Source organism: Frankia sp. CgKIO3 (assembly GCF_977946435.1).
Genome location: NZ_CDWTMO010000080.1, coordinates 1 through 18,468, shown reverse-complemented (window position 1 = coordinate 18,468; position 18,468 = coordinate 1). Strand labels below are relative to the sequence as shown.

Below are 18,468 nucleotides of genomic sequence, written 5' to 3'. Positions count from 1 at the left end.
GGCTCGGCTGATGCGATCGGAGCTTCGGGTATCGCGCTGTTCTTGTCGAAGCGGTGCCCGCGTGATGCGGCGGCACGGTTTCCGAGGGCGCGGGGCGGCTGTAGCACGGTCATCGGGTGGCACCTCTCCGGGGCAGGGTTTCGGTCTCCGGGTGAGCTGGTTGGTTCTGGCGGTGCGGTGCGGTAGCCCGTCGTCGCGATTTGGGCTGGTCAGGGCGATTTCGTCATCCGGCCCGGTTCCCGGGTCGGTTTCGGGCGCGGTTCCGTCTGGAACACCGTGCATTACCACGAAGGTGGCACGTGTGCTCAGTCGAGCAGCTGAACGGACTAGCTGAATGATAATACGCGCACCATTGGGGCTCGGTTGTCCGACGTGAACGAAGTGTGGTCTTTCGGGGGATTGTGCCGGATGACGCGCGGCGCACTACCCGTTCGCCGCGCGTTCCGGCACATTGGCCGCGTTCCGGCGCATTGGCAATGAAGCTCTGGTGGTCCGAGCGTGGTCGGGGAAATGGGCGTGGGGTCGTAAGAATTCGTAATGAAGTAATTAATGCAAGCCAATATGCGTCTTCGCAGGTCACGGGCTCGCGAGGACCCCGAAGTGAACAAGTTATTTCATTCCTAATCCTAAGGGCCAATTTAAGATACTTATGCCGTTGTATGAAATATGTCTGCTTTGGTGGGCCGCCGTCGGGGCCGCGGTCTGCCGTGCTCCGGGCTGATCGTGCCTCCCGACGGTCGTACGACGGTCGTACGGTGAACGGGTGAGCCTGTTCGACGCCGATCTCTCCGCTGCTGCCGGGGCTGGTGCCGGGGCGTCCGATGCGTCCGATGCGTCGGCAGCCGGGACGGCGTCCCGCTCCGCCTCGGGGTTCGCCGGTCCCCGGGATCAGCGTGGCAGCGGTCCGGGGGTGGACCGCGCGGCTCCGCTCGCCGCCCGGCTGCGGCCGCGGACCCTGGACGAGGTCGTGGGCCAGCGGCATCTGCTCGGACCGGGAAGCCCGCTGCGCCGGCTGGTCGAGGGGGGCGCAACGACCTCGGTCGTGCTGTGGGGACCGCCCGGCACCGGCAAGACCACGCTGGCGCACATCGTGTCGAGGGCGACCGGGCGACGCTTCCGGGAGCTGTCCGCGGTCACCGCCGGAGTGAAGGATGTCCGCGCCGTCATCGATGAGGCTCGCGAGACGCTGTCAACGTCTGGTGCGCGCACAGTGCTGTTCATCGACGAGGTGCACCGGTTCACCCGGACGCAGCAGGACGCGCTGCTGCCCTCGGTCGAGCGCGGCTGGGTCACTCTGGTCGCCGCCACCACCGAGAACCCCTTCTCCTCCGTGGTCAGCCCCCTGCTGTCCCGGTCGTTGCTGCTGACGCTGGAGCCGCTGACCAACGACGACATCCGCGGGGTGCTGGCCCGGGCGCTGCGCGACCCGCGTGGGTACGACGGGCGGCTGTCGGTGTCCGACGAAGCCCGCGAGCACGTGGTCCGCCTTGCCGGAGGTGATGCCCGCCGGGCCCTCACCAGCCTGGAGGCCGGGGTCGAGGCGCTGCTCGAAGCCCATGAGCGCGAATCCGGACCGGGCGGGAACGCCGGGGCGGGTGCAGACACCGAGGCGCTTGTCGACCCGCGGCCACGGCTCGATCTCGACCTGCTGGAGCGGGCCGTCAACCGGGCCGCAGTGCGCTACGACCGGTCCGGGGACCGGCACTACGATGTGATCAGTGCCTTCATCAAGTCGATGCGGGGCGGCGACGTCGACGCGGCCCTCCACTACCTCGCGCGGATGCTGGAGGCCGGCGAGGATCCCCGGTTCGTCGCTCGAAGGATGATCGTCCTTGCCAGTGAGGACATCGGCATGGCCGATCCGGGCGCGCTCGGTGTCGCGGTCGCGGCCAGCCAGGCGCTGGAGTTCGTCGGCCTGCCCGAGGCCCGCCTGGCGCTCGCGCAGGCGGTCATCCACCTGGCGCTGGCGCCCAAGTCGAACGCGGTGATCCGGGCGATCGACGCCGCCACCTCGGATGTTCGTGCCGGGCGGGCCGGGCCGGTGCCCGCGCAGCTGCGCGACGCCCACTACCGCGGCGCGCAGCGGGTCGGCCACGGCGCGGGCTACCTGTACCCGCACGACGCCCCCGGCAACGTCGTGCGTCAGCAGTACCCGCCGGACGGGCTGACCTCGACCTACTACTACCAGCCGAGCGGTAACGGCTTCGAGCGCCGCGCGGCCGATCGGGTCCGTGAGCTGCGTGGCGTCGTACGCGGTGACCCACCGCCGTCCCCGGGCTCGTCCCCACCGCCCTCTTCGCCGCCCTCCCCACCGTTCTCCTCGCCGTCCTGACTTCTCTCGTGGGGGCTACCCGTGGCCCCGGTAGCCGTCTCGGTAAGGTCACTCCAGGAGCGTCGGCTGGGTGGCGCCCGCGGCACGGCGGATCGAATCGGGTGGGTGGGACCGGCCCAACGACGATGGAGGCAGGAGCACATATGTCCGGTGGTGCGGTCGCGGGCCTGATCGCGTCGGGCGCGTTCGCGGTGCTCGTCCTCTTCGGCTGTTACGTCCTGCTCAAGCTCGGCAAGATCTTCGATGAGGCCGCGGCCCGGGTACGCCAGACCGGTCTCGCCCTCGACGAGGGAACCGCCCGGGTCCGGCAGGCCGGCGCGACGGTCGACGAGGTCAATCTGGCACTCTCGCACGTCAACAAAGAACTCGACCGGGTCGATGCGATTACGGCGAACGTGCAGTCGATCACGACCAACGTCTCCTCGCTGACATCGTTGTTCGCGGCGACGCTCGGCGGCCCGATGGTGCGTGTCGCGGCGTTCAGCTACGGCGTGCGCCAGGCGGCGGCCAAGCGGACCCGCTCGGAGGTCGAGTCCCGGGTGACGGCCCAGATGAAGGCCGAGAAGGCGGCGCGCCGGTCGGCCGGGCGTGGCGGCCTGCAGCCCGCGGGCGAGAAGACCCCGTCGGTGCCCACGGCCGCCGGCGCGGCGGGCGGGCGTAGGGGAGGCCGGTAGATGTCGAGGATCTTCTATCTCGCTTTCGGGGCGGCGGCCGGCGTCGTGGTGGTGCGCCAGGTGGCGAAGGCCGCAGCCTCCCTGACGCCGACGAGCCTGGCCGGCTCTCTCGTACAGTCGGTACAGGAGTTCCTCGCGGACGTGCGCGAGGCCGCGGCCGAGCGGGAGGAGGAGATCCGTGTCGCGCTCGGCCTCGACGGTGATCCGGACGAAGCAGATCGGGGCGACAAAGCGGACCGAGGCGATGCGGTCGGGGCTGCCCCGCCCCGGGACGCCGCAGCGCAGGCCGCCGGCTCCGGCGCGCCGCGCTACCCCGCTGACCTCGACGACGCTGAACGCACGATGCGGCTCGTCCCCGGCGCCCGGCGGCCCTGAGGACTCCCTCGCCCGCGGGCCGGGGGCACCTGCCCTCATCGCACAGCCCGGAAGGCGCGCCCGACCACAGCGCGCCACCCCGGGATGTCGAACCTCTTCCCACGAGTCTGGACGACGTGAACCCGATGGACACGGCCGAGATCCGTAGCCGCTTTCTCAACCACTTCGCCCGGCGCGGGCACACCGTCGTCCCGAGCGCCTCACTGGTCGCCCAGGATCCGACGTTGCTGCTGGTCAACGCCGGCATGGTGCCGTTTAAGCCCTATTTTCTCGGGGATCTCCCGGCGCCGTGGCCGCGGGCGACCAGCGTGCAGAAATGCGTGCGGACGGTCGACATCGAGAATGTCGGGCACACCGCGCGGCACGCCTCCTTCTTCCAGATGTGCGGCAACTTCTCGTTCGGCGACTATTTCAAGGCCGAGGCGATCCCGTTTGCCTTCGAGCTGCTCACCGAAGGGTTCGGCTTCAAGGCCGACGATCTGTGGGCGACGGTCTACCTCGACGACGACGAGGCCGGGGGGATCTGGCGCGAGCTGCTGCCCGCCGAGCGTATCCAGCGCCGTGGCAAGGAGGACAACTTCTGGTCGATGGGCGTGCCCGGGCCGTGCGGGCCGTGCAGCGAGATCTACTTCGACCGCGGCTCCGCCTACGGCCGCGAGGGCGGTCCGATCGCGGACGAGGAGCGCTACCTCGAGGTCTGGAACCTCGTCTTCATGCAGTACGAGCGGGGCGAGGGCGCCGGGTACGACTATCCGATCGAGCGTGAGCTGCCGGCCCGCAACATCGACACCGGGATGGGCCTGGAGCGGATGGCGACTATCCTCCAGGGTGTCGACAACCTCTACGAGATCGACATCTCCCGGCCGGTGCTCGACGCTGCCGGCCGGCTGACCGGGCGGCGCTACGGCGCGGACCCCGCCGACGACGTGCGGTTGCGAGTGATCGCCGACCACACCCGCACCGCCGCGATGCTGATCTCCGACGGCGTCGTCCCCTCCAACGAGGGGCGCGGCTACGTGCTGCGCCGCATGCTGCGCCGGGCGATCCGCAACGCCCGGCTGCTCGGCGCCCACGAGCCGGTGATGAGCGAGCTGTTCGCGGTCGTCGGCTCGGCGATGGGGACGATCTATCCCGAACTGGTCGACAACGCCGAGACGATCACCGGGGTCGCCGTCGCGGAGGAGCAGGCGTTCGCCGAGACGCTGCGCACCGGCACCACGATCTTCGACACCGCGGCGCGCCAGGCCCGATCCCTGGGCTCGACCATGCTGGGCGGCGAGGCGGCCTTCAAGCTGCACGACACCTACGGCTTCCCCATCGACCTGACGCTGGAGATGGCCGCTGAGGCGGGCCTGTCCGTCGACGAGGCGGGTTTCCACCGGCTGATGGACCGCCAGCGGCAGGCTGCGAAGGCGGACCGGGCCGCGCGGCGGATCGGCAACGTCGACCTGTCCGCGTTCCGGCCGATCCTGGCCCGTTCCGGCCCGACGACCTTCACCGGGTACGAGGAGCTCAGCCGGGCCTCCGGCGTGGTGGGCCTCATCGGCATCGCCGACGGCGCGGGGCTGGCGGCGGCGGGGGAGGGCACCGAGGTCGGGGTCGTGCTCGACGCGACCCCCTTCTACGCCGAGAGTGGCGGCCAGGAGCCCGACCTCGGTCGGCTGCGCTTCGACGGCGGCGAGGTCGAGGTGCTCGACGTCCAGCGGCCCGTGCCTGACCTGGTCCTACACCGGGTGCGGGTGCTCGGCGGCGAGCTGCGGCTTGGCGCGGAGGTGTTCGCGGAGGTGGATGCCGATCGTCGCCGCGCGGTGTCCCGGTCGCACACCGCCACCCATCTCGTGCACACCGCGTTCCGTCGCGCGCTGGGCGAGGGCGCGACCCAGGCCGGTTCGCTGAACTCCCCGGGCCGGCTGCGGTTCGACTTCCACGCCCTCGGCGCGGTGCCGCCGTCGGTGCTCGCCGACGTCGAGGACGAGATCAACGAGGTCGCCTTGCGTGACCTGCCGGTGCGGGCCTTCGTGACCACGCAGGAGGAGGCCCGCCGGCTCGGCGCGATGGCGCTGTTCGGCGAGAAGTACGGCGACGCCGTGCGGATCGTCGATGTGGGCGACTACGCCCGCGAGCTGTGCGGTGGCACGCACGTCGCGAGCTCCGCGCAGCTTGGCGCGGTGAAGCTGCTGTCGGAGGCGTCGATCTCCGCGGGCACCCGCCGGGTCGAGGGGCTGGTTGGCCTCGACGCCTTCCGCTACCTGGCGCGCGAGCATCTCCTGGTGTCGCAGCTGTCCACCGCGCTGAAGGCCCGTCCGGACGAGCTGGTGGACCGGGTCACCGACATCGTCGGCCGGCTGCGCGACGCCGAGCGGGAGTTGGAACGACTGCGGGCCGCCGCGGTGCTCGCCGGGGCCGGGGCGCTGGCCGAGGGTGCCGAGGAGGTGGCTGGCGTCGCCGTGGTCACCGTCGAGGTGCCCGCCGGCACCGCCCCCGACGACGTGCGGCTGCTGGCGCTGGACGTGCGTGGGCGGCTGGCCGGGCGGCCCGCCGTCGTCGCCGTGGCCAAGGCCGACGGGTCGTCGATCGTTGTGGTGACCGACGACGCCGCGCGCGGCCGGGGGCTGCGCGCCGGTGACCTGGTGCGGCAGTCCTGGGCGAGCCTGGGTGGCAAGGGCGGCGGCAAGCCGGACGTGGCCCAGGGCGGCGGGGGGGACCCACAGCTGGTGCCGGCGGTGTTTGCCAGGCTGCGGGGGCTGGTGGCCGAGCACGCCTCGCGGTGAGCGGCTCGGGCTCCCGGCCCGGGGCTTCTCGGCCCGGGGTGCGGATCGGGGTCGACGTCGGCTCGGTGCGGGTCGGGGTCGCCGCTAGCGACCCCGGCGGCGTGCTCGCGGTTCCGGTGACTACCCTGGCCAGGGATAGACGGGGCAATGCGGACATCGATCGACTTGTCCTCATCGTCCGGGAGTGGCAGGCTGTAGAGGTCGTGGTCGGCCTGCCCAGACAGATGTCCGGGCAGGAAGGCCGGGCGGTCCGGCTGGTGCGGCAGTACGCCGAGGTACTCGCCGAGCGGATCGCACCCGTCCCCGTGCGTTTTGTGGACGAGCGGCTCACCACGGTTGCGGCTCATCGCAGGATGGCCGAGCGTGGCGTTCGTTCGCGTGCCCGCCGGAGTCTCGTGGATCAGGAGGCAGCCGTGCAGATCCTGCAGCACGACCTGGACAGCCGCCGGGGGAGCGGCGCGCCTGGCGCGATCGGGTGTGCCGCCCCGGTCATGGGTCCGGACGGCGTGGTCCGGGCTCCGGGAGACGACCTCCGGGCCCCGGGCGGTGCCGTCCCGCCGTCGGGCGAGAGGTGACCGGCGGCGACCTCGACGAGATACTCGACGAGGACCCCTACTCGCGTTGCCGTCGGGCCCGCCAGCGCGATGATCGTTACCTGGATGATCGTTACTCGGCTGATCGTTACGCCGACGATCAGTACCCGGACGACCGTGCCGGGGTCGACTGGGACCACCGCGCCTGGGACGACGGCGGCGGCTGGGACGAGCCCGATCCCGACGGCGGCCGGCGCGGTCGCGCGCTGCCGAAGCTCATCGCGGTGCTCGTCGTGGTCGCCGCCCTGCTGGGACTGGGGATCTACGGGGTGGGGAAGGTCGTCGGGCACATCTCGACCGGCGAGCCCGCCGACTACTCCGGCTCCGGCGAGGGCATCGCGGTGGTCCAGATCCCGGCCGGGGCGAGCACTCGCGAGATCGCCGGGGAGCTGCACGACGCGAACGTGACCGCGAGTGTCGCCGCGTTTGTCAAGGCCGCCGCCGCGAACCCGAAGTCGCTGGGCATCCAGCCGGGCACCTACCGTCTGCACACCAGGATGAGCGCCGCCGCGGCGCTCGAGGCCCTGCTCGACCCGGCCTCGTCCGCGCCGTTCAAGTTCGTCATCAAGGAGGGCATGACCGTCCGTGAGGTTCTCACGGCACTGCATGAACGCCTCCTGGGCACGTCGATGGCAGACCTGGAGGCGATCGCGAAGAACCCCACCCAGCTGGGCCTGCCGTCCTACGCGCCGCCGAACCTGCTGGAGGGCTATCTTTTCCCGTCCACCTACGACCTCGTGCCCGGGGCCACGCCCGAGCAGCTGCTGCGCTCCTTCGTCGACCGCTTCAAGCGGGAGACCGCGGCGATCGATCTGGAGGGCAGGGCCGCCGCGATCGGGGTCCTGCCGAAGGACATCGTCACCATCGCCTCGATCATCGAGAAGGAGGTGGCCAACCGCGACGAGGGTCCGAAGGTGGCCCGGGTGATCTACAATCGGCTCAAGGACACGTCGGGGAGATTCGGCCGGCTCGACATGGACTCGACCACTCGCTACGCCACGGACGGGTACGAGGGGCCGTTGACCAGGGAACAACTCTCTCAGAACAACCCGTACAACACACGGGCCGTGAAAGGGTTGCCGCCGGGCGCAATCTCCAACCCCGGCGTCTGGGCGCTGCGGTCGGCGCTGGAACCGGCCGACGGATCGTGGTTTTATTTCGTCTCCATGCCGCAGAGCAAGGTGACGGTCTTCGCCACCACGGAGCGGGAGTGGGAGCAGGCAGAGGCCCAGTACCGGCGTGAAGGGGGCCGTGAGTAGTGCGAGGGAAGCCGCGAGCATGAGGAGGGCCCGGTAGTGCCGGAGATCGTTCCCGCCGGCACGACCCCGGCCCGCAGCCGGCTCCCTGAGTGCCATCGTCGGCCCGTGGAACCGTCGGCGACCGTCGCGGCTACCGCGTCGTCGTCGAGCCCCGCCCGCGCCGCCGTGCTCGGGGCACCGGTGGGCCATTCGCTCTCCCCGGTGCTGCATGCCGCCGCCTACGCCAGGCTCGGTCTCGCGGTGACGTACACCGCCGTGCACTGCGACGAGACCGGGCTCGCCGCGATACTCACCCGGGTCCGCACGGATCCGGACTGGGTCGGGCTGTCCCTGACCATGCCGCTTAAGATCGTCGCGCTCGACCTGCTCGACGAGGTGGACGCGACGGCGGCGGTCATCGGCGCCGTCAACACGGTCGTCGTTGGGCCCGCCGGTCGGTTGCGTGGCTACAACACCGACGTGGACGGCATCAGCATGGCGCTGCGCCGGGTGATGCGTGGCGCGGTCCCGTGCCAGCCGCTCGTACTCGGTGCCGGTGGCACGGCCCGCGCCGCGGTCGCGGCGGTCGCCGCGGCGGGCTGCACCCGCCTCGGCGTCGTCGCCCGCCGGCCCGCCGCCGTGGCGGAGGTGACGGAGATCGGGTTGCGGCTGGGCGTCGAGGTCACCGCGCTGCCCTGGGATCTGCTGGCCGCGGGCCTGCCGGCCGGCCCGGCTCTGGTCATCTCCACCACGCCCGCCGGCGCGACCGACGGGCTCGCCACCAGACCGTGGTCGCCAGCCTGTCAGCTCGTAGAACTGCTCTATCATCCCTGGCCCACGGCGCTGGCCGCCGCGGCCTACCGGGCCGGTGCCCGGGTCGCAGGTGGCCTGGAGATCCTCGCCGCCCAGGCCGTGGGGCAGGTCGAGCACTTCACCGGGCAGGTGGTTCCCGCCAGCGTTCTGCTGGCCGCGGGCCAGGCCGCGCTGGACGAGCGGGCGCAGGCGGACAGGCCCCCGGCGGTGCCGGCGGTGGAGGTCGGCGTGCCGGCCGGCCATGGTTTCGCGGGGAGTGGTCCCCGCGGCCGCGGCGGACCTGCCGGCGGATAGCGGTGCCGGGAGTGGTGCCGGGCGGCGCGCTCAGCATGTTGATCGCCCTTCCGGCGCTCGCCGCCCTGCCGTTCGGTCGCCGGGTCGTGGCCGGCGTGCCGGCAGTGCCCGGGGAGGCCCCGCACCGGGAGGTGCCCGGGGCGGTGGCGCTCGGTGCCGTGACGGTGCTGGTCGCCACGGCCGTGACCGTCGCCCTGCATGATCATCAGAGCTGGTTGCTGGCCTATGTGTACCTGGCGGTCGTCGGGGTCTGGCTGGCCGTGATCGATCTTCGGGTGCACCGCCTGCCCGACCATCTGGTACTGCCGTCCTATCCGGTGCTTGCCGGGCTGTTCGGCCTCGCCGCGCTGGTCACCGCCGAGCCCGACCGTCTGCTGCGCGCCGGGGTGGCGGCCGCCGCCGTCTGGATGATCTTCCTGGGGGTGCATTGCCTGCCGAGGGCGGGACTTGGGCGCGGCGACGTCAAGGTGTCCGGCCTGCTGGGCGGTGCGCTGGGCTGGCTCGGCTGGCCGAGTGTGGTGTTCGGGCTGTTCGCCGGCGTCGTCCTCGGGGGGCTCTGGGCAAGCGCGCTGCTGGTGGCGGGCCGGGTCGACCGGCATGACCGCATCGCCTACGGTCCCTTTCTGCTTGCCGGGACGCTGCTCGCCGTCCTCGGCCGTGCCGGCTGATCCCGGTTATTCTACTTGATCCATATTATTTTGTTTAATCCCAATCGTCCTATTTGATCCTGATAGTTCCGTTTGATTCCGGTCGTCCTGCCTGATCGCGGTCGTGACCTGGGCGGTGAGCGTGAAAGACTGGAGCCATGGTGCGTTGGCTGACGGCGGGGGAGTCTCATGGTCCCGCCCTGGTGGCGACGGTCGAGGGGCTGCCCGCCGGGATCCGGATAACCAGTTCCGACATCTCCGCCGAGCTGGCCCGCCGCCGGCTCGGGCACGGTCGCGGCGCGCGGATGAGCTTCGAGCGTGACGAGGTCGAGCTGCTCGGCGGAGTCCGCCACGGCGTCACTCTCGGCGGCCCGGTCAGCGTGGTCGTCCGCAACACCGAGTGGCCCAAGTGGGAGCGGGTCATGTCGCCCGACCCGGTCGATCTGGCGGCGCTGGCGGGCCTGAGCCGCGCAGCCCCGCTGACCCGGCCCCGGCCCGGCCACGCCGATCTCGCCGGCATGCAGAAGTACGGGTTCGACGACGCCCGGCCCGTGCTGGAGCGCGCCAGCGCCCGGGAGACCGCCGCGCGGGTCGCGCTCGGCACCGCGGCCAAGGCGCTGCTGCGGCAGGCATACGGCATCGAGGTGATCTCGCACGTCGTCGCGATCGGCGCGGTCGAGGTGCCCCCGGGGGTGCCCGCCCCGACGTCGCTGGCGGCGGTGGATGCGGACCCGGTCCGCTGTGCCGACCAGGCGACCAGCGTGCGGATGGTCGCCGAGATCGACGCAGCCCACGCCGACGCGGACACCCTCGGCGGCATCGTCGAGGTGCTGGCGTATGGCTGCCCGCCCGGGCTCGGCAGCTACGTGCACGGCGACCGGCGCCTCGACGCCCGGATCGCGGGCGAGCTGATGGGCATTCAGGCGATCAAGGGCGTTGAGTTCGGGGACGGTTTCACCACCGCGCGGCGGCGGGGTTCCGTGGCGCACGACGAGATCGAGCCGGCCGGTGCCGGCGGCCGGCGGGTGCGGCGGGCGACTGCCCGGGCCGGCGGGGTCGAGGGCGGCATGACCACGGGCGAGCCGTTGCGCGTGCGGGTGGCGATGAAGCCGATCTCCTCGCTGACCAGGCCGTTGTCCACGGTGGACGTGTCCACTGGCGAGGCGGCGGTCGCGATCAACCAGCGGTCCGACGTGTGCGCGGTGCCCGCGGCCGGGGTGGTGACGGAGGCGATGGTCGCCCTCGTGCTCGCTGGCGCGGCGCTGGAGAAGTTCGGGGGGGACTCGGTGGAGGAGACCCGGCGCAATTACGAGGGGTACCTGAAGTCCCTGGTCATCCGCTGATCGGCGGCGGGAATCGGCAGGCGGCGAAGACAGAGGATCATCGTGGGGGAGCCGGCGACGGACGCGTGGGCGGGGCCGATGGCCTGGACGGGGCCGATGGTGGTGCTGGTCGGAGCGCCCGGAGCGGGGAAGACGGCGGTGGGCACCCAGCTGGCGCGGCGGTGGGGGGTGGGTTTCCGCGACACCGACGCCGACATCGAGGCGGCGTTCGGCACCACCGTCGCGGACATCTTTCTCGATCATGGTGAGGAGTACTTCCGGCTGGCCGAGCGCCGGGCGGTGGCGGCCGCGCTTGCGGATCATCGGGGGGTCCTGGCCCTTGGCGGGGGAGCGGTGCTCGACGCCGAGACCCGGACCCTGCTGGCCGGGCACCGGGTCGTCTATCTTGAGGTGGGAGTTTCCGACGCGGTGCGGCGGGTGGGCCTCGCCCGGGACCGTCCACTGCTGGTCGAGGGGCCCCGCACGCGGCTCGCCGCCCTGCTCAGGGCACGCCGGCCGCTCTACGCCGAGGTGGCGACGGTGGTCATCGACACCGCGGGGCACGAGCCGGACGAGGTGACCGACCAGGTGGCGGCGGCACTGGGCCCGCTGCTCACGGCGGGCAGCGGACCGGGCGAGGCGGCGGACGCCGCAGGGGGCAGCGAGGCGGCGGATGCCGCAGGGGGCAGACGGTGAGTATGCAGGTGAAGGCCGCCGACATCGTGCGGATCCCGGTACGGCCGGGCGGCGGGCGTCCCTACGACGTCGTGCTCGGGGCGGGCCTGCTCGGCGAGCTCGCCGAGGCCGTCGCCGGGCGGACCCGCGCCGCGGTGATCCATCCCGGGGCGTTGCGGGCCACCGCGGACGCCGTCGTCGCCGACCTGCGGGAGAACGCGGGCGTGGAGGCGCACGCCATCGAGGTGCCCGACGGCGAGGAGGCCAAGCAGCTGCGGATCGCCGGCTTCTGCTGGGACGTGCTCGGCCGGATCGGCTTCACCCGGGACGACGTGGTGATCGGCCTCGGCGGCGGCACCGTGACGGACCTGGCCGGGTTCGTCGCCGCGAGCTGGCTGCGCGGGGTGGACGTCGTCCAGGTGCCGACCACCGTGCTCGGCATGGTCGACGCGGCGGTCGGCGGGAAGACCGGCATCGACATCGACGCGGGCAAGAACCTGGTCGGGGCGTTCCACCAGCCGCTCGGCGTGCTGTGCGATCTGGCGGCGCTGGAGTCCCTGCCTGCCGTCGAGGTACGCGCCGGGCTCGCCGAGGTCGTCAAGACCGGTTTTATCGCCGACGCGGCGATCATCGATCTGCTCGACGCCGATCCGACCGGCACTGCGCATCTGTCCGAGCTGATCGAGCGGTCCATCCGGGTCAAGGCCGAGGTGGTCTCCGGCGATCCGCGGGAGGACGGCCGGCGGGAGATCCTCAACTATGGTCACACCCTCGGTCATGCCATCGAGAAGGTCGAGCACTTCAGCTGGCGGCACGGCGCGGCGATCTCGGTGGGCATGGTGTTCGCGGCGGAGCTGTCCCGGCTTGTCGTCGGCCTCGACGATGCCACCGCCGACCGGCACCGCGAGCTGCTGACCCGCATCGGCCTGCCGGTGACCTACCGGGGCGACCGGTGGGCGGCGCTGCTCGACGCGATGCGGGTCGACAAGAAGACGCGGGGACGGCGGATGCGTTTCGTCGGCCTCGAGGCGCAGGGCCGCACCGTCATCCTGGACAATCCGGATGCTGGCCTGCTGATCGCGGCGTTCACCACCGTCGCCGAGGATCGGTAGACTCGTCGCGGCGGTTTGTAGGATCGCCGCCACGTCCGCGCCCGGTGTCCGCGCCCGGTGCGTTCGCCCGGTGGCGGGCCCGGAAGCGGCCTGAGGATGGGGAAGCGGCCTGGGATGGCCTGGGGAGCCTGGGGAGAGAGCACCGCGGTCCTCGCACGAGGGTCCGGGTAACGACCACACCCGCCGTCGGCGTACGGCGATGGAAACGGAGAACGCGCGCAGTGGCGACCACCAACGACCTGAAGAACGGCATGACGCTCGACATCGACGGGGTGTTGTGGAACGTCGTCGGCTTCCAGCACGTCAAGCCGGGTAAGGGTGGGGCGTTCGTCCGCACGACCCTGAAGAACGTGCTCACCGGGAAAGTCGTCGACCGCACCTTCAACGCCGGGGTCAAGGTCGACGTCGCGACCGTCGACCGCCGCGAGATGACCTACCTCTACCGGGACGGTGCCGATTTCGTCTTCATGGACAGCGAGTCCTACGATCAGATCCCGATCCCGCCGGATGTCGTCGGCGGGACGGCCGACTACATGCTGGAGAACACCGTGGCCACCGTCGCGCTGCACGACGGCGCCCCGCTCTACGTCGAACTGCCGGCCAGCGTCGAGCTGACCATTTCGCAGACCGACCCGGGGGTGCAGGGCGATCGCTCGACCGGCGGGACGAAGCCGGCCACCCTGGAGACGGGCGCCACCATCAACGTGCCGCTGTTCATCACCAGCGGGGAAAAGGTCAAGGTCGACACGCGTGACGGCCGGTACCTGGGCCGGGTGACGAGCTGAGCGCCAGGTCCAAGGCCCGTAAACGGGCACTGGACATCCTCTACGAAGCGGACGTGCGCGCGAGCGCCGTGCCGGAGATCCTCGCTGCCCGGCTGGCCCAGTCCGATCCACCGGTGTCGGAATACGCCGTCGAGCTGGTCGAGGGGGTCATCGAGCACCGCGGGGAGATCGACGAGCGGATCGCCCGGTACGCCGAGGGTTGGACGTTGGAGCGGATGCCGCCGGTCGACCGCAACATTCTGCGGATCGCCGTGCTGGAACTGCTCTGGCGTCCCGACGTCCCGGATCGGGTCGCCATCGACGAAGCCGTGGAACTGGCGAAGAACCTCTCCACCCACCGGTCGCCGGCGTTCGTCAACGGGCTGCTCGCGAGTCTGGTCGAGAGGAAGAGCCCGGCCACCACGGCCGAGCCGACCGGACGAGGATCGGCGGTGGATTCCATTCCCGGCCAGCCGTCGTAGCGGCGGTCTACCGAGGTTACCCGGTTACCCTGCTGCCAGGTTACCGGGAGGGAACCGGGATCGGCGTTCCCGGTACGTCGCCCACAGGCGACGTACCGGGTCCTTCCCCGGATACGTGTGCCGCGGGTGGCGCGGATGCGAGCCGGCGGACTGTGGTACCGGTACCGCGGTACCGGAGCGAGGCTAGACGTCGGTCGCCGCGGCGTCCGCGCCCTGCTCCGGAGACAGCACGCCCCAAGAGACGAGCTGCTCGGTGAGCTTGCTCGGCGAGGTGTCGTAGATCACCGCGAGCGAGCGCAGGTCCTCGTACCGGATCGAGAGCACTCGGCCGTTGTAGTCGCCGCGCTGGCTCTGAATGGTCGCCGCGTACCGGGCGAGCGGACCGCCCTGCTCCTTGGGAACCTGGGAGAGACGCTCGAGGTCGAGGACGATCCGGGGAGACTGCTCCAGCGGAGCGACGGTGGAACCCTCGGGAAGAAGCTCCCCCACCGGAACGCCGTAGAATTCCGCGAGCTCGGAGAGGCGCTGCACGGTGACGGCGCGGTCCCCACGTTCGTAGGAACCCACGACGACGGCTTTCCACCGACCGTGCGACTTCTCTTCGACGCCATGAAGCGAGAGCCCCTGCTGGGTGCGTATCGCGCGCAGCCGAGCACCGAGCGCTTTCGCATAGTCGGACATCGGAGTGCCCACTCCTGTCGTGGTCGATCAGTTGGAACCGGGGCTCGTGCCGCCGGCGGTTACCGATAGTAGTGCCCGCCGGGTTGACGCTCGACACCCGGGGGGTCGTGTCGCCTCTTTCTTTGTACCACTTTCTGTAGCCCTCTGGTTGCGCCCTATGCCTGAGCGGTGGGAACTTCCGGGTGCCGTCACCGCTGTGGCGACGGCGTCGAACCCAGTGACAAGTAGTGACAACATGATGCTGCGTGGTTGGCGCGGCAATAACGTCCCGCGCTGTCCGGACCGGTGGGCGACCCGTCGTCGCGCTGGGCGCCAGGGGCGGTCGGCGTCCGGAGACGAGACCCTCACACGTCCTGAGGGCCCTGGTAACGTCGCTGGGACCACTCCTTTAAGGACCGTCCCGTGAGGCGGGGAAGGAGGGATGCCGCGTGGCTCCGGCTGCCGCGAGCGACCCCGCATCGCGCCGTCCCGGCACCGCCCGGGCAGTACTGTCCGCAGACGACATCACCCGGATCGTCAGCCGGATGGCGCATCAGATTCTCGAGAAGACCTCCGGTGGCGCCGGGGTCGTCCTGCTCGGAGTACCCACCCGAGGGGTACCTCTCGCGCACCGGCTGGCACAGCGGGTGCAGGCCGTCGAGGGGGTGCGTCTCCCGGTTGGCTCCCTCGACCCGACCATGTACCGCGACGATCTGCGACTGCGCGGCGTGCGTCCCCTCGAGGTGACCGACATTCCCGAGGGTGGTGTCGACAGTCGCGTGGTGATCCTCGTCGACGACGTCCTCTACTCCGGGCGCACGGTGCGGGCGGCGCTGGACGCCCTGGCCGCCTACGGCCGGCCGCGTGCCGTCCAGCTCGCGGTCCTGGTCGACCGGGGCCATCGCGAGCTGCCGATCCGCGCCGACTACGTCGGGAAGAACATGCCGACCTCGCGTCGGGAGTCGGTGGCCGTCCGGCTGCGGGAGATCGACGGCGCCGACGGCGTACTGATCCTCTCGGCCGCCGGGGGGGACGTCGCCGACGGCGCGCCTCCCGGGAACCAGCCATGATCGGGGGGAGTGCCGTGCGGGGAGCACGAGCCGGGTTCGGGGGACGGGTGTGAACCGCCATCTCCTCTCGACCGAGGATCTCGACCGGGACGACGCGCTGCTGGTGCTGGACACCGCTGAACGGATGGCGCGGGTCGCCGAGGCGTCGGTGCGCAAACTGCCGACCCTGCGGGGCCGCACCGTCGTCAACCTGTTCTTCGAAGACTCCACCCGCACCCGCACGTCCTTCGAGGTAGCCGCCAAGAGACTGTCGGCCGATGTGATCAATTTTTCGGCGCGCGGGTCAAGCGTGTCGAAGGGCGAAAGCCTGAAGGACACGGCGCAGACCCTCGAGGCGATGGGCGCCGACGCCGTGGTCTGCCGGCATGCCGCGAGCGGCGCGCCGCACCGACTGGCCTCCTGGGTGCGCGGCAGCGTGGTGAACGCGGGAGACGGCACCCACGAGCACCCGACCCAGGCCCTGCTCGACGCCTTCACCATGCGCCGCCGGCTCGGCCGGATCGACGGCCTCGCCGTCACCATCGTCGGCGACGTGCTGCATTCCCGGGTAGCGCGATCGAACGTGTGGCTGCTCGCCACGCTGGGCGCGACGGTGACCGTCGTGGCCCCGCCGACGTTGTTGCCCCTCGGGATCTCCTCGTGGCCGGTCGAGGTGTCGTACGACCTCGACGCCGTGCTGCCCAAGAGCGACGTGGTGATGATGCTGCGGGTCCAGCGGGAGCGGATGTCCGCGGCCTTCTTCCCGACCGAACGGGAGTACAGCCGGCGCTACGGGCTGGATGCCGACCGGGCGGAGATGTTGCCCGGCCACGCCCTGGTGATGCATCCCGGCCCGATGGTACGCGGGATGGAGATCGCCTCCCGGGTCGCCGACTCCGCCCGGTCGACAGTCGTGGAACAGGTTGCGAACGGGGTGAGCGTGCGGATGGCCGTGCTGTACCTGTTGCTGGGTGGTTCCGGGGGGATCTCATGACGACGCCCGCGGCGGAAACGCCGGTGGGGACGCCGGTGGGGACCTCCTGGGTCCTGCGGCGGGTCCGCCCGCTCGGCGGGGACCCTGTCGACGTCGTCCTCGCGGGCGGGGTGGTGGCCGCCTGGCGACCGGCCGGCTCCACGCACGCCGGGGCCGGGGGACTGCCCGCCGGCACCACCGTGTTGGGCACGGACGGGCTGATCCTGCTCCCCGGCCTGGTCGACCTGCACACTCACCTGCGGGAACCCGGCCGGGAGGACGCCGAGACGGTCGCCTCCGGCACCCGCGCCGCGGCCCTCGGTGGCTACACCACCGTGTTCGCGATGGCGAACACCAATCCGGTCGCCGACACCGCGGGGGTCGTCGAGCAGGTGTGGCGACTCGGCCTGGATGCGGGTCACTGCGACGTCCGGCCGGTCGGCGCGGTCACCGTCGGGCTTGCCGGCGAGCGACTCGCCGAACTCGGCGCCATGGCCTCCTCCGCGGCGGGCGTGCGGGTCTTCTCCGACGACGGGCACTGCGTGTCGGACGCGCTGCTCATGCGCCGGGCGCTGGAGTACGTCAAGGCGTTCGACGGGGTGATCGCCCAGCATGCGCAGGAACCGCGACTGACCGAGAACGCCCAGATGAACGAGGGCACGGTGGCCGCCCGGCTGGGGCTGCCGGGGTGGCCCGCGGTCGCCGAGGAGGCGATCATCGCCCGGGACGCGCTGCTGGCCGGGCACGTCGGCTCCCGGCTGCACGTCTGTCACGTCTCCACCGCCGGATCGGTGGAGATCATCCGGTGGGCCAAGGCGAAGGGCTGGAACGTCACCGCCGAGGTGACCCCGCACCACCTGCTGCTCACCGACGACCTGGTCTGCTCGTTCGACCCGGTCTACAAGGTCAACCCGCCGCTGCGCACCGCCGCCGACGTCGCCGCGCTGCGCGCCGGGCTCGCCGACGGCACGATCGACTGCGTCGCCACCGACCACGCCCCGCACGCGCTGGAGGACAAGGAGACGGAGTGGGCCGCCGCGCGTCCCGGCATGCTCGGTCTCGAGACGGCGCTGTCGGTGGTCATCGAGACGATGGTCATCCCGGGCCGGTTGGACTGGGCCGGGGTCGCCGAGCGGATGGCACTGGCCCCGGCGAGGATCGGTGGCCTGCCGCGAACCGCGACCGAGGTGTGGAGTTCCATAGCAGTGGGCGCACCCGCGACCGTCACCTTGCTCGGCCCGGCGCCGTGGCGGATGGTCGAGCCGGACGCGCTCGCCAGCCGCAGCCGCAACACGCCCTATGCGGGCCGGTCGCTGCCGGGAACGATCCGCGCCACGTTCCTGCGGGGACGGCCCACCGTGCTCGACGGGAAGATCGTATGATTGTTTCGCGCGCCGCATCCCTGCAGGCCGCCGGGCCCGCCGTCGCCTTGGACCGGGCGCCGGACCGCCTGGGGCTGCACCTGCTTCTCCTGCTCGGTCTGTTGCTGGTGTTCGTCGCGGTAGTCGGTTCGATGCGACGGGCGTGGCGCAACCGGGCCGAGCGTCAGGAGGAGGACCTTCCCGAGCTGCCCGTCCCGCCGGCGGAACCGGGCACGGTGTTCGCCGCTCCGCTGCGCGGGATGTACCTCGGCACCGTCGACGCCGGGCACTGGCTGGAATGGATCGCCGCCCGCGGGCTGGGCGGGCGGCGAT

18 protein-coding genes are annotated in these 18,468 nt (G+C 71.6%); 17 read left to right on the top strand and 1 reads right to left on the bottom strand.

The window, feature by feature from the left end:
* Nucleotides 1-763: 763 nt before the first annotated feature.
* The 13 genes from AC08OJ_RS11045 (at nucleotide 764) to nusB (ending at nucleotide 14,092) form a co-directional block, all read left to right on the top strand.
* Nucleotides 764-2,332, top strand: coding sequence for a replication-associated recombination protein A (locus AC08OJ_RS11045; RefSeq protein WP_476595680.1), 1,569 nt, complete (start codon nucleotides 764-766; stop codon nucleotides 2,330-2,332).
* Nucleotides 2,333-2,475: 143 nt separating this feature from the next.
* Complete coding sequence (locus AC08OJ_RS11040; RefSeq protein WP_476592711.1) at nucleotides 2,476-3,006, top strand: DUF948 domain-containing protein; 531 nt, start codon at nucleotides 2,476-2,478, stop codon at nucleotides 3,004-3,006.
* Entirely contained in the window at nucleotides 3,007-3,381 is a 375-nt protein-coding gene (locus AC08OJ_RS11035; protein ID WP_462186050.1) for a hypothetical protein, read from the top strand. It abuts the gene before it with no gap.
* Nucleotides 3,382-3,506: 125 nt separating this feature from the next.
* Entirely contained in the window at nucleotides 3,507-6,152 is a 2,646-nt protein-coding gene (gene alaS, locus AC08OJ_RS11030) for an alanine--tRNA ligase (protein ID WP_476595679.1), read from the top strand.
* A complete protein-coding gene (gene ruvX / locus AC08OJ_RS11025; RefSeq protein ID WP_476595678.1) occupies nucleotides 6,149-6,727 on the top strand; it encodes a Holliday junction resolvase RuvX in 579 nt (192 codons plus the stop codon). The genes alaS and ruvX overlap by 4 nt, the downstream gene beginning before the upstream one ends.
* Nucleotides 6,724-8,004, top strand: a complete 1,281-nt coding sequence (mltG, locus tag AC08OJ_RS11020; protein WP_476595677.1) for an endolytic transglycosylase MltG — start codon at nucleotides 6,724-6,726, stop codon at nucleotides 8,002-8,004. The genes ruvX and mltG overlap by 4 nt, the downstream gene beginning before the upstream one ends.
* A gap of 36 nt (nucleotides 8,005-8,040) precedes the next feature.
* Complete coding sequence (locus tag AC08OJ_RS11015) at nucleotides 8,041-9,090, top strand: shikimate dehydrogenase (protein ID WP_476592708.1); 1,050 nt, start codon at nucleotides 8,041-8,043, stop codon at nucleotides 9,088-9,090.
* Between the two features lie 2 nt (nucleotides 9,091-9,092).
* Complete coding sequence (locus AC08OJ_RS11010; protein WP_476595676.1) at nucleotides 9,093-9,758, top strand: prepilin peptidase; 666 nt, start codon at nucleotides 9,093-9,095, stop codon at nucleotides 9,756-9,758.
* A gap of 137 nt (nucleotides 9,759-9,895) precedes the next feature.
* Nucleotides 9,896-11,080, top strand: coding sequence for a chorismate synthase (aroC, locus tag AC08OJ_RS11005; protein ID WP_476592706.1), 1,185 nt, complete (start codon nucleotides 9,896-9,898; stop codon nucleotides 11,078-11,080).
* 42 nt (nucleotides 11,081-11,122) lie between these two features.
* Complete coding sequence (locus tag AC08OJ_RS11000; RefSeq protein WP_476595675.1) at nucleotides 11,123-11,755, top strand: shikimate kinase; 633 nt, start codon at nucleotides 11,123-11,125, stop codon at nucleotides 11,753-11,755.
* Nucleotides 11,756-11,757: 2 nt separating this feature from the next.
* Complete coding sequence (gene aroB, locus AC08OJ_RS10995; RefSeq protein ID WP_476595681.1) at nucleotides 11,758-12,846, top strand: 3-dehydroquinate synthase; 1,089 nt, start codon at nucleotides 11,758-11,760, stop codon at nucleotides 12,844-12,846.
* A 221-nt stretch (nucleotides 12,847-13,067) separates the two neighbouring features.
* A complete protein-coding gene (gene efp, locus AC08OJ_RS10990; RefSeq protein WP_011437591.1) occupies nucleotides 13,068-13,631 on the top strand; it encodes an elongation factor P in 564 nt (187 codons plus the stop codon).
* On the top strand, nucleotides 13,628-14,092 hold the full coding sequence (gene nusB / locus AC08OJ_RS10985) for a transcription antitermination factor NusB (protein WP_476592713.1): 465 nt from the start codon (nucleotides 13,628-13,630) through the stop codon (nucleotides 14,090-14,092). Before efp ends, nusB begins: the two co-directional genes overlap by 4 nt.
* A 183-nt stretch (nucleotides 14,093-14,275) precedes the next feature.
* On the opposite strand, the gene bldD is transcribed toward nusB, so the two are convergent.
* Nucleotides 14,276-14,773 (bottom strand): transcriptional regulator BldD, encoded by a 498-nt coding sequence (gene bldD, locus AC08OJ_RS10980; RefSeq protein WP_011437589.1) that lies wholly within the window; start codon nucleotides 14,771-14,773, stop codon nucleotides 14,276-14,278.
* 428 nt (nucleotides 14,774-15,201) lie between these two features.
* Here bldD and pyrR point away from each other — a divergent pair, with 428 nt between their 5' ends.
* The 4 genes from pyrR to AC08OJ_RS10960 all read left to right on the top strand — a co-directional run.
* Complete coding sequence (gene pyrR / locus AC08OJ_RS10975) at nucleotides 15,202-15,822, top strand: bifunctional pyr operon transcriptional regulator/uracil phosphoribosyltransferase PyrR (protein ID WP_476592704.1); 621 nt, start codon at nucleotides 15,202-15,204, stop codon at nucleotides 15,820-15,822.
* Nucleotides 15,823-15,871: 49 nt separating this feature from the next.
* Nucleotides 15,872-16,795, top strand: coding sequence for an aspartate carbamoyltransferase catalytic subunit (locus AC08OJ_RS10970; protein WP_476595674.1), 924 nt, complete (start codon nucleotides 15,872-15,874; stop codon nucleotides 16,793-16,795).
* The gene (locus AC08OJ_RS10965; protein ID WP_476592702.1) at nucleotides 16,792-18,156 is read left to right on the top strand and encodes a dihydroorotase; all 1,365 of its coding nucleotides are present in this window, start codon (nucleotides 16,792-16,794) and stop codon (nucleotides 18,154-18,156) included. The genes AC08OJ_RS10970 and AC08OJ_RS10965 overlap by 4 nt, the downstream gene beginning before the upstream one ends.
* The coding region (locus AC08OJ_RS10960; protein ID WP_476595673.1) for a PH-like domain-containing protein at nucleotides 18,153-18,468 on the top strand (316 nt) is incomplete at its 3' end. The genes AC08OJ_RS10965 and AC08OJ_RS10960, both read left to right, overlap by 4 nt.